This is a genomic window from Streptomyces spongiae, from assembly GCF_009377185.1.
GTDB lineage: Bacteria > Actinomycetota > Actinomycetes > Streptomycetales > Streptomycetaceae > Streptomyces > Streptomyces spongiae.
In genome coordinates this window covers 1-10,736 of record NZ_VJZC01000337.1, presented here as the reverse complement: position 1 = coordinate 10,736, position 10,736 = coordinate 1, and the positions used below count along the sequence as shown (strand labels likewise).

The 10,736-nt window shown below is 70.4% G+C and carries 10 protein-coding genes; 3 read left to right on the top strand and 7 right to left on the bottom strand.

The window, feature by feature from the left end; genetic code table 11:
* Together FNH08_RS32990 and FNH08_RS32985 are read right to left on the bottom strand one after the other, a co-directional pair.
* Positions 1–866: nucleotidyltransferase domain-containing protein (locus tag FNH08_RS32990; protein ID WP_152775194.1), on the bottom strand; the 866-nt coding region annotated here is incomplete at its 3' end.
* 119 nt (positions 867–985) lie between these two features.
* Positions 986–1,660, bottom strand: coding sequence for a Crp/Fnr family transcriptional regulator (locus tag FNH08_RS32985; RefSeq protein ID WP_322725904.1), 675 nt, complete (start codon positions 1,658–1,660; stop codon positions 986–988).
* A gap of 251 nt (positions 1,661–1,911) precedes the next feature.
* Here FNH08_RS32985 and nth point away from each other — a divergent pair, with 251 nt between their 5' ends.
* From nth to FNH08_RS32970, 3 genes are all read left to right on the top strand, one after another.
* Positions 1,912–2,892, top strand: a complete 981-nt coding sequence (gene nth / locus FNH08_RS32980; protein WP_407704497.1) for an endonuclease III — start codon at positions 1,912–1,914, stop codon at positions 2,890–2,892.
* 91 nt (positions 2,893–2,983) lie between these two features.
* Entirely contained in the window at positions 2,984–3,679 is a 696-nt protein-coding gene (locus FNH08_RS32975) for an NUDIX hydrolase (RefSeq protein WP_152775193.1), read from the top strand.
* A gap of 127 nt (positions 3,680–3,806) precedes the next feature.
* Positions 3,807–5,006, top strand: a complete 1,200-nt coding sequence (locus tag FNH08_RS32970) for a MarP family serine protease (RefSeq protein ID WP_322725902.1) — start codon at positions 3,807–3,809, stop codon at positions 5,004–5,006.
* 25 nt (positions 5,007–5,031) lie between these two features.
* Here FNH08_RS32970 and FNH08_RS52390 read toward each other — a convergent pair whose 3' ends face one another.
* From FNH08_RS52390 to acs, 5 genes are all read right to left on the bottom strand, one after another.
* Entirely contained in the window at positions 5,032–5,211 is a 180-nt protein-coding gene (locus FNH08_RS52390; RefSeq protein WP_152775192.1) for a hypothetical protein, read from the bottom strand.
* A 150-nt stretch (positions 5,212–5,361) separates the two neighbouring features.
* Complete coding sequence (locus tag FNH08_RS32960) at positions 5,362–6,390, bottom strand: alpha/beta fold hydrolase (protein ID WP_152775191.1); 1,029 nt, start codon at positions 6,388–6,390, stop codon at positions 5,362–5,364.
* Positions 6,387–6,866, bottom strand: coding sequence for a phage holin family protein (locus tag FNH08_RS32955; RefSeq protein WP_152775190.1), 480 nt, complete (start codon positions 6,864–6,866; stop codon positions 6,387–6,389). Before FNH08_RS32955 ends, FNH08_RS32960 begins: the two co-directional genes overlap by 4 nt.
* A gap of 44 nt (positions 6,867–6,910) precedes the next feature.
* Positions 6,911–8,317, bottom strand: coding sequence for a Na+/H+ antiporter NhaA (gene nhaA, locus FNH08_RS32950; protein ID WP_152775189.1), 1,407 nt, complete (start codon positions 8,315–8,317; stop codon positions 6,911–6,913).
* Between the two features lie 274 nt (positions 8,318–8,591).
* Positions 8,592–10,589, bottom strand: a complete 1,998-nt coding sequence (gene acs / locus FNH08_RS32945) for an acetate--CoA ligase (protein ID WP_322725901.1) — start codon at positions 10,587–10,589, stop codon at positions 8,592–8,594.
* Between the last annotated feature and the right edge of the window lie 147 nt (positions 10,590–10,736).

Below are 10,736 nucleotides of genomic sequence, written 5' to 3'. Positions count from 1 at the left end.
GGGTCGTCGGGGCGGGGCGTCTTCACACCGTGCACGCGCGCGTACTCCTCGGCGAGCCACGGCCCGACGTCGTCCACGTACGAGCGCAGGACGGCCGGGTCGGGGCTCGGCTCGTACGCCGCGTCGGCCGCCGACCGCATCTGCCCGGCGCGCTCCGGGTAGTAACTCCCGAACACCTCGGCCATCTCGTGCAGGTCGCTGGTCCAGCCGTTCCAGCGGGGCATGACGAGGGTGAAGCCGGTGCGGACGAGGTGGCGGGAGGCGCCACGCACGAGGGAGCGGAGGGCGTCGTCGGTGGCCGCGTCGCCGGACGCGCCTCCGGTCACCTCCTCGACCCGCCTGCGCCACCGCTCCAGGTGCAGCGCCAGGTCGCCGTTGGTCTCGCGCGCGAGGAGGGAGTCCGGGCGGTAACGGGGGAGGAACTCGGCGAGGTCCTCGCCCAGGAGGGGTGTGCAGAGGCAGGCGACGAACCAGCCGCCGTCGTACCGCTCCAGATCGCTCAGTAGCCGCGTACGACTGGAGAGCAGGGTGCCGGAGCCGTTGATCTGCGGGAACTCCTTGTCGAGCGCCTCGTCGAGGGCGCGTGCCTCCGCGCGGTCCGCGTCCGTGGGTTCCTGGTGGAGGGCGAGGAGCAGGTCGAGGTCACTGCGTCCCACGCGCGCGGTGCCGCGGGGGATCGAGCCGTAGAGGTACGCGCTGTGCAGACGGGCGCCGAAGACGTCGAGGATCCGGTCGCGTGCGGTGGCGACGACGGGACGGAACGCGTGGGCGATCCGCCCGAGGGACCCCTCCCGTTCGATGCAGCCCTGACTGTCGAGCCCTCTGCGGCCCCCGTCGAGCCTTCTGGGGCGCTCTTTTCCGGCCATGTGCCCACTGTGCCCCTGGTGCGGCCTTCGGGACAGGTGGTTTTCGCCGGAACCGGGCCCGGAAACCAGAAACGGGGCCCCACCCCTGAGGAGGCGGGACCCCGTCGGTGTACCGGAGGTCAGCGGGAACGCTTGGCGAGGCGCTCGACGTCGAGGAGGATCACCGCGCGGGCCTCCAGCCGCAGCCAGCCACGGCCGGCGAAGTCCGCGAGGGCCTTGTTGACCGTCTCGCGGGACGCGCCGACCAGCTGGGCGAGCTCCTCCTGCGTGAGGTCGTGCACGACGTGGATGCCCTCCTCGGACTGCACGCCGAAGCGGCGCGAGAGATCCAGGAGCGCGCGGGCCACGCGGCCGGGGACGTCCGAGAACACCAGGTCGGACATCTGGTCGTTGGTCTTGCGCAGTCGGCGGGCGACCGCGCGCAGCAGGGCGCCGGCCACCTCGGGGCGTACGTTCAGCCAGGGCTGGAGGTCGCCGTGGCCCAGGCCGAGCAGCTTGACCTCGGTCAGTGCGGTGGCCGTCGCCGTACGCGGGCCCGGGTCGAACAGCGACAGCTCGCCGATGAGCTCACCGGGGCCGACGACGGCCAGCATGTTCTCCCGGCCGTCGGGGGACGTGCGGTGGAGCTTGACCTTGCCCTCCGTGACCACGTACAGGCGGTCACCGGGGTCGCCCTCATGGAACAGGGCGTCGCCGCGCGCGAGGGTCACCTCACTCATGGAGGCGCGGAGCTCCGCGGCCTGCTCGTCGTCGAGCGCCGCGAAGAGCGGATTGCGCCGCAGAACGTCGTCCACGAGTTCTCTCCTTGTCGACCTGCTCAGGGGATCTTGCTCCCCGTCGTACCAGGGGACCGTGTTCCCCATTTTGCCGGACGGTCCAAACAGTGTGATCTGTCACAAGGATGCCGTACAGGTGTGCCCCATTGCCCGGCAGGGGTCCAATTGGCGGCCGATCTTGTGGGTCAGGGGCGAATGTCGGTGCCTGGCTTTAGGCTGACCGGGTGTCCAAATCGCCGGTGAGAGCGCAGGCCAAGGGAGCTGGACGGGTGGTTGTACGTCGCGATTCCGCTGTGGGCGAACAGGGTCCTGCGGGAGCGAAGAAAACGGCAAAGACGACAAAGGTGGGGGCGGCCGCGAAGCCTGCCGCCGCGAAGAAGGCCGCTCCGGCCAAGAGAGCTGCTTCGACTGAAAAGGCTGCTTCAGACGAAAAGACTGCTTCGGGCGGCAGGGCCCGAGCCAAGAAGCCCCCGGAGGCCGAGTCGCGCACCGCACTCGTCCGCCGCGCCCGCCGCATCAACCGCGAGCTCGCCGAGGTGTACCCGTACGCCCACCCGGAGCTGGACTTCGAGAACTCCTTCCAGCTGATCGTGGCCACGGTCCTGTCGGCCCAGACCACCGACCTGCGCGTGAACCAGACGACACCGGCGCTGTTCGCGAAGTACCCGACACCCGAGGACCTGGCCGCGGCCAACCCCGAGGAAGTCGAGGAGATCCTGCGGCCGTGCGGCTTCTTCCGGGCCAAGACCAGGTCGGTCATGGGGCTGTCGAAGGCTCTGGTGGAGGAGCACGGCGGGGAGGTGCCCGGGCGGCTGGAGGACCTGGTCAAGCTGCCCGGCGTCGGCCGGAAGACCGCCTTCGTGGTGCTCGGCAACGCCTTCGGACGGCCCGGGATCACCGTGGACACGCACTTCCAGCGGCTGGTCCGGCGCTGGCGGTGGACCGCGGAGACCGACCCGGACAGGATCGAGGCGGCCGTCGGCGCGCTCTTCCCGAAGAGCGAGTGGACGATGCTCTCGCACCACGTGATCTTCCACGGCCGCCGTATCTGCCACGCCCGCAAGCCCGCGTGCGGCGCCTGCCCCATCGCACCGCTCTGCCCGGCCTACGGCGAGGGCGAGACGGACCCGGAGAAGGCGAAGAAGCTCCTGAAGTACGAGAAGGGCGGCTTCCCGGGCCAGCGCCTCAAGCCCCCGCAGGCGTACCTGGACGCGGGCGGGATCCCGGCACCCGCGCTGGGGGCCGGATGACGACCCGTATGGCGCGACACCCACACGAGGGACCCGTGGAACGATCCGCGGTGGCGTGTGCGTTGGGATCGGCAGAGCGACGGGGGTGGCGATGACGCACGCGAGCAACACGCACAACGGGCAGCTGGTGCTGAGTAAGGACGGCCTGCCCGGCTGGCTGGACCCGGTGGTCCACGCCGTCGAGACGGTGGAGCCGCCGCAGCTGAGCAGGTTCCTGCCGCCGGCGGACGGCGCGGGCCGGCAGTCCGCCGTGCTCATCCTGTTCGGCGAGGGAGAGCGCGGGCCGGAGCTTTTGCTCATGGAGCGGGCGAGCTCGCTGCGGTCGCACGCGGGCCAGCCCTCCTTCCCCGGCGGCGCCCTCGACCCCGAGGACGGCGACCCGAAGGCCGAGGGGCCGCTGCGGGCCGCTCTCCGCGAGGCCGAGGAGGAGACCGGACTCGACCCGAGCGGCGTCCAGCTGTTCGGCGCGCTGCCCAAGCTGTACATCCCGGTGAGCGGCTTCGTGGTCACGCCCGTTCTGGGCTGGTGGCAGGTGCCGAGCCCGGTGGGAGTCGTCGATCCGAACGAGACGGCCCGGGTCTTCACCGTCCCCGTGGCGGATCTCACGGATCCCGCCAACCGCGCCACCGCCGTCCACCCCAGCGGTCACAGAGGTCCGGCATTCCTGGTCGAATCCGCCCTGGTGTGGGGATTCACGGCCGGAATCATCGACCGTCTGCTGCACTTCGCGGGCTGGGAGCGACCTTGGGACCGGGACAAGCAGGTCCCGCTCGACTGGCGCGCATGACAGGGTGGCACCCGTGCTGTGTTTTTCCGGGGGACGCCGCGTTCGTGTGCCGCTGCGCGGTGGGCCGTCCTCCGGCCGGGGATGGGCGACCGCAAGGCGCGAAGGTGACGAGGCGAGGCTTTAAGCAGTGAACGTGCTGGACATCCTGTTGCTGGTCGCCGCCGTCTGGTTCGCGATCGTGGGCTATCGCCAGGGCTTCGTCGTCGGCATCCTCTCGGTGATCGGCTTCCTCGGCGGCGGCCTCGTCGCGGTCTATCTGCTCCCGGTCATCTGGGACGCGCTCACCGACGACGCGGAGGTGGGCACGACCGCCGCTGTCGTGGCGGTGATCGTCGTCATCGTCTGCGCGTCCGTCGGCCAGGCGCTGACGACGCACTGGGGCAGCAAGCTCCGCCGGTACATCACCTGGTCACCGGCCCGCGCCCTGGACGCCACCGGTGGCGCCCTCGTCAACGTGGTGGCGATGCTCCTGGTCGCCTGGCTGATCGGTTCTGCGCTCGCGCAGACGACACTGCCGACGCTCGGCAAGGAGGTGCGGGGCTCCAAGGTGCTCCACGGCGTGTCGAGCACCCTCCCCAACCAGGCCAACACGTGGTTCGCGGACTTCTCCTCGGTCCTCGCGCAGAACGGCTTCCCGCAGGTCTTCACCCCGTTCTCGAACGAGAAGATCACAGACGTCCGGCCGCCCGACCCGAAGCTGGCCAACAGCCCGGTCGCCGAGCAGGCCAAGAAGTCCATCGTCAAGGTCGTGGGCACCGCCGAGAGCTGCGGCAAGGTCCTCGAGGGCACCGGCTTCGTCTTCGGCCAGCGCCGCGTGATGACCAACGCGCACGTGGTCGGCGGCGTCGACGAGCCCACCGTCCAGATAGGGGGCGAGGGCCGCAAGTACGACGCCACGGTCGTCCTCTACGACTGGGAGCGCGACATCGCCGTACTGGACGTGCCCAACCTGAACGCGCCCGTGCTGAAGTTCTCGACCAGGGACGCCACCAGCAGCGACGGCGCGATCGTGGCGGGCTTCCCGGAGAACGGGGCGTACGACGTGCGTCCCGCGCGCGTGCGGGGCCGCATCGACGCCAACGGCCCGGACATCTACCACCGCGGCACCGTCAGCCGTGACGTCTACTCGCTCTACGCGACCGTCCGCCAGGGCAACTCCGGCGGCCCGCTGCTCACGCCCGACGGCAAGGTGTACGGCGTGGTCTTCGCCAAGTCCCTCGACGACCCCGACACCGGGTACGCCCTGACGGTGGACGAGGTCCAGGAGGACATCACCAAGGGCCGTACGGCCAGCCAGCAGGTGGACAGCGACAGCTGCGCCCTCTAGGGCCGACGCGAGCGGTGGTGGAAGGTCAGGGGCGCGGATGGCGCAGCCGCGCCGAGACCCAGCGGGCCCGGCGGCGCAGAATGCGCGGGATTCCCAGCCGGGGGTCCGTGCCCGTGAGTTGCGGGGCACCCCTCTGGTGGGAGTTCAGGCCCGCGGCCGAGCGGCGGGTGCGTGCTGCGTCACTGTAGTCGTGCGTCCAGCCCATACCCCGACGTGTGCCCCCGCCCCAAGGTCGATAACCGCCCCTGAGCCCCCCAATCGGCCTATGCGCCAGGCATGTGGCCGTTCCTAGGACAGGTGTTCCCCATTCGGTCGCCTGGCGCGCATCCGGACGGTCACTGGTGCATCCGGACGGTCACCGGTCGGGTTCGGGATCCTTCAGCCAGTTGATCAGTTCGGTCGAGAACGCGACCGGGTCCTCCTCGTGCGGGAAGTGCCCGAGGCCGTCGAACAGACGCCAGCGGTAGGGGGCCTCGACGTACTCTCCGGAACCGGCCGCGCTGCGGGTGCGCATCACGGGGTCCAGCGAGCCGTGCAGGTGCAGGGTGGGCACGCGGACCGGGCGCTTCATGCGTCGGTTGAACTGGATGCCGTCCGGGCGGGCCATCGAGCGGACCATCCACCGGTACGGCTCGATCGAGCAGTGCGCCGTCGACGGGATGCACATCGCGCGCTGGTACGTCTCCACGGCCTCGTCGTCCGGCAGCCGGGGCCCCGACCAGTCCCGCACCAGGCGGCCCACCAGGGCGCCGTCGTCGGCGGTGAGCTGCCGCTCGGGGATCCAGGGCCGCTGGAAGCCCCAGATGTAGGAGCCGGCGGCGGTCTGCTTGGCGTCCCGCAGCATGGCCGAGCGCCAGCGCCTGGGGTGCGGCATCGAGGCGACCGCGAGCCGCCGTACGAGCTTGGGGCGCATCGCGGCCGCCGTCCACGCCAGGTAACCGCCGAGGTCGTGGCCGACCAGCGCGGCGTCGGGCTCGCCGAGGGACCGTACGACTCCGGTGATGTCGAGCGCGAGGTTCGCGGGGTCGTAGCCCCGGGGCGTACGGTCGCTGCCGCCGACGCCCCGCAGGTCCATGGCCACGGCCCGGTAGCCGGCGTCGGCGAGCGCGACCAGCTGGTGCCGCCAGGTCCACCAGAACTGCGGGAAACCGTGCAGCAGCAGGACCAGCGGTCCGTCACCCAGTTCGGCGATGTGGAAGCGCGCACCGTTGGCCGCGACGTCCCGGTGCGCCACCTTCCCGCCGGGCACGTCCGGACGTAGGACCGAGGCGGGTGGCGCCGCGGCGGTCCCCGAGGACGTGGTGGAGGGGGAGGCCGGCGAGGTCGGTGAGTCCGAGGAAGCCGAGGATGCCGGTGTGTCCGAAGAGGTGGCGGGGTCCGTCATGAGGACGAGCGTGCCACAGCCTCGACGGGGGCGTCGGCCGGGCTGGGCCGACGGGGGTGCGGCTTGGCGTTCTGCAGGACGCCCGCCGTCTCCTTCATGGAGGAGGCGACCTTCTGCGGGCCCTTCCCCTTCTTGGCCTTCTTGGCGAAGGCGACCCCGAGCAACGCGAGGAGCCCGGCGACCAGCACGTTGGCCGCGAACGACAGCAGGAAGCAGACGGCGAGGTTCCAGCCGCTCCAGGTCCGGATGCCGTACGCGAGGGCGAAGTTGAGCATCGGCAGGGAGAAGATCAGCACCGCCCCGGCGGCCGCGAACGCCCCGCCGCCCACCGCACCGCGCTTGACGTCCTGCTTGAGCTGGGCCTTCGCCAGCGCGATCTCGTCGTGCACCAGCGCGGACATCTCGGTGGTCGCCGTGGCGAACAGCTGGCCGATGCTGCGTTCGGCGCCGACCGGGCTGCCGTCGGGTGCGCTCATCGAAGTCTCCCTCGCGTCCTGCGGTTTTGTACGGTCCTGTCAGATCATGCCGGACCGTCGTCCCCCTCGCTTGCCCTGCCCGCCACTTCGGCAAGCCTCCGGTGTTCGGCGGCCTTGTGCTCGTAGATCTCGGCCATGCGCAGGTGGTACGCGGGGTTGTCCTGTTCGTAGATGTCGGGGATGCCGTCGAGGTCCTCGTCGCGCTCCTCCGCCTCGTACAGGGAGCGGTACTTGGCGTTCCGCACCTTCAGCAGCACGGTCGCCAGGGTGGCCGCGATCAGGGAGCCGGTGAGCACGGCGGCCTTGACCTTGTCGGTGAGCTCCGGATCGCCGTCGAAGGCGAGTTCGCCGATGAGCAGCGAGACGGTGAAGCCGATGCCGGCCAGCGAGGCGACCGCGAAGACGTCCGGCCAGGAGAGGTCCTCACTGAGCGACGCTCTGGTGAAACGGGCCGTCAGCCAGGTGCCCCCGAAGATGCCGATCGCCTTGCCGACGACGAGCCCGAGGACGACACCGAGCGTCTCGGGCCGGGTGAACACCTCGCCGAACGCACCGCCGGACACCGCGATACCCGCGCTGAACAGGGCGAACAACGGCACGACGAGGCCTGCCGACAGGGGTCGTACGAGGTGCTCGATGTACTCGCCGGGGGAGTGGGCCTCGCCCTCGTGCCTCGTGCAGCGCAGCATCAGCCCCATCGCGACACCGGCGATGGTGGCGTGGATGCCGCTGTTGTACATCAGCCCCCAGATGACGAGCGCGAGCGGGATGTACACGTACCAGCCGCCTATGCCCTTCCTGACGAGCAGCCAGAAGACGACGAGGCCGACGAAGGCGCCCGCGAGCGCGACGAAGTCGATCTCGGAGGTGAAGAAGACGGCGATGATCAGGATCGCGAACAGGTCGTCGACGACGGCGAGGGTGAGGAGGAAGGCCCGCAGGGCGGAGGGCAGCGAGGTCCCGATGACGGCGAGGACGGCGAGTGCGAAGGCGATGTCGGTGGCGGTGGGCACGGCCCAGCCGGCGAGCGAGCCGCCGCCCAGGACGTTGGTGAGCGTGTAGACGAGCGCGGGTACGGCCATCCCGCAGAGCGCGGCGGCGACGGGGAGCAGGGCGGCCTTCCGGTCCCGCAGGTCACCGGCCACCAGTTCGCGTTTGAGCTCGATGCCCGCGACGAAGAAGAAGACCGCGAGCAGTCCGTCGGCCGCCCAGTGCTCGACGGGGAGGTTGAGGCCGAGGGAGCCCGGCCCCAGATGGAAGTCGCGCACGGTTTCGTAGCTGTCGTGCAGGGCGGGCACGTTCGCCCAGATCAGCGCTGTGATCGCCGCCGCGAGGAGCAGCACACCGCCGACCGTCTCCGTCCGCAGCGCGTCCGCGACGAAGTTCCGCTCGGGTAGTGAGAGACGCCCGAGGAACTTGCGGGTGCTGCTGGAGGGACGAGGGGCGGCCATGGCGGGGACCTCCGGTCGGTGGGCAGGACGAAGCACATGCCGACCAGACTTCCCGGCGCACCTTGAGGATCTTGTCGCGTTGTTGATGAGGTTCTTAGCTTACCTAAGGTGTGGCGGGATCCTTTCCGTGAAGTTCGCATTCCGGGTGTCCGGTGTGACGACTGATGGGCGGGACGCCAAGGGGGCACCCGGTGTGGTGCCGGGTGCCCCCTTCGGGACCGTTCGAACGTGGTCGGCTTTTCCGCCGCCGTGCTCAGTCCGATTTCTGCTGTGCTCAGTCCTCGCTCGGCGCCGCCGGCAGCTTCGCCTGGATCAGGTCCATCACCGTCGAGTCCGTCAGCGTCGTGACGTCACCGAGCTGCCGGTTTTCCGCCACGTCACGCAGCAGGCGACGCATGATCTTCCCGGAGCGGGTCTTGGGCAGCTCCGCCACCGGCAGGACCCGCTTCGGCTTGGCGATGGGGCCGAGGGTCGCACCCACGTGGTTGCGCAGCTCGCCCACCAGGTCCTCGGTCTCCGCGGCCGTGCCCCGCAGGATCACGAACGCCACGATCGCCTGCCCGGTGGTCTCGTCGGCCGCGCCGACCACGGCCGCCTCCGCGACCGCCGGGTGGGACACGAGCGCCGACTCCACCTCGGTGGTCGAGATGTTGTGGCCGGACACGAGCATCACGTCGTCGACGCGCCCGAGGAGCCAGATGTCGCCGTCGTCGTCCTTCTTGGCGCCGTCACCGGCGAAGTACTTGCCCTCGAACCGCGACCAGTACGTGTCGATGAACCGCTGGTCGTCGCCCCAGATGGTGCGCAGCATCGACGGCCACGGCTCGGTGAGGACCAGGTAGCCACCTCCGCCGTTCGGCACCTCGTTCGCCTCGTCGTCCACCACGGTCGCGGAGATGCCGGGCAGCGGCGTCTGCGCGGAACCGGGCTTGGTCGCGGTCACACCCGGCAGCGGCGTGATCATCATCGCGCCGGTCTCGGTCTGCCACCAGGTGTCCACGACCGGCGTCCTGTCCCCGCCGATGTGCTTCCGGTACCAGACCCACGCCTCGGGGTTGATCGGCTCACCGACCGAGCCCAGCACGCGCAGGGAGGACAGGTCGAACTTCGCGGGGATGTCGTCGCCCCACTTCATGAACGTACGGATCGCCGTCGGCGCCGTGTAGAGGATCGTGACGCCGTACTTCTGCACGATCTCCCAGAAGCGGCCCTGGTGCGGGGTGTCCGGCGTGCCCTCGTACATGACCTGCGTCGCGCCGTTCGCCAGCGGTCCGTACACGATGTACGAGTGGCCGGTCACCCAGCCGACGTCGGCCGTGCACCAGTACACGTCGGTCTCGGGCTTGAGGTCGAACACGGCGTGGTGCGTGTACGCCGCCTGGGTGAGGTAGCCGCCGGAGGTGTGCAGGATGCCCTTCGGCTTACCCGTCGTGCCCGAGGTGTAGAGGATGAACAGCGGGTGCTCGGCGTCGAACGCCTCGGGCGTGTGCGCGGCGGACTGGCGCCCCACGATCTCGTGCCACCACACGTCGCGGCCCTCGGTCCAGGCGACGTCCTGGCCGGTGCGGCGGACGACGAGGACGTGCTCCACGTTGTCCACGCGCTCGACCGCGTCGTCGACCGCGGGCTTGAGCGCCGAGGGCTTGCCGCGGCGGTAGCCGCCGTCGGAGGTGATGACGACACGGGCGTCGGCGTCCTCGATGCGCTTCGCGAGAGCGTCCGCCGAGAAGCCGCCGAAGACCACGGAGTGCGCGGCGCCGATGCGGGCGCACGCGAGCATCGCGACCGCGGTCTCGGGGATCATCGGCATGTAGACGGCGACCCGGTCGCCGGCCTGGACCCCCAGCTCCAGCAGCGCGTTCGCGGCCCTGGAGACCTCGTCCTTGAGCTCGGCGTAGGTGATGGCGCGGCCGTCGCCGGGCTCGCCCTCGAAGTGGATGGCCACGCGGTCGCCGTGTCCGGCCTCGACGTGCCGGTCCACGCAGTTGTACGCCACGTTGAGCCTGCCGTCCTGGAACCACTTCGCGAACGGCGGATTCGTCCAGTCCAGGGTTTCGGCCGGTTCCTTGTCCCAGGTCAGTCGGCGGGCCTGCTCGGCCCAGAAGCCGAGCCTGTCAGCCTTGGCCTGTTCGTACGCCTCCGCGGTGACGTTGGCGTTCGCGGCCAGGTCGGCGGGCGGCGCGAACCTGCGCTCTTCCTTCAGCAGGTTGGCCAAGGATTCGTTGCTCACGACATCTCCCTTTCCCAGGGTGTCCGTTGTGTCCCGGGCCACAGCTCATCAGACCAGGACCCATGATGACAAGGGCCGTCGGCCGATTGGTTTAGACCTGTGGGTGGGTGGGTCTCCGGCGGGTACCACCCAAGCTCACGGACGACACGTGTGCGGGGTTCATCTGCGGGGGCGGGCCCCGCCCGGGCC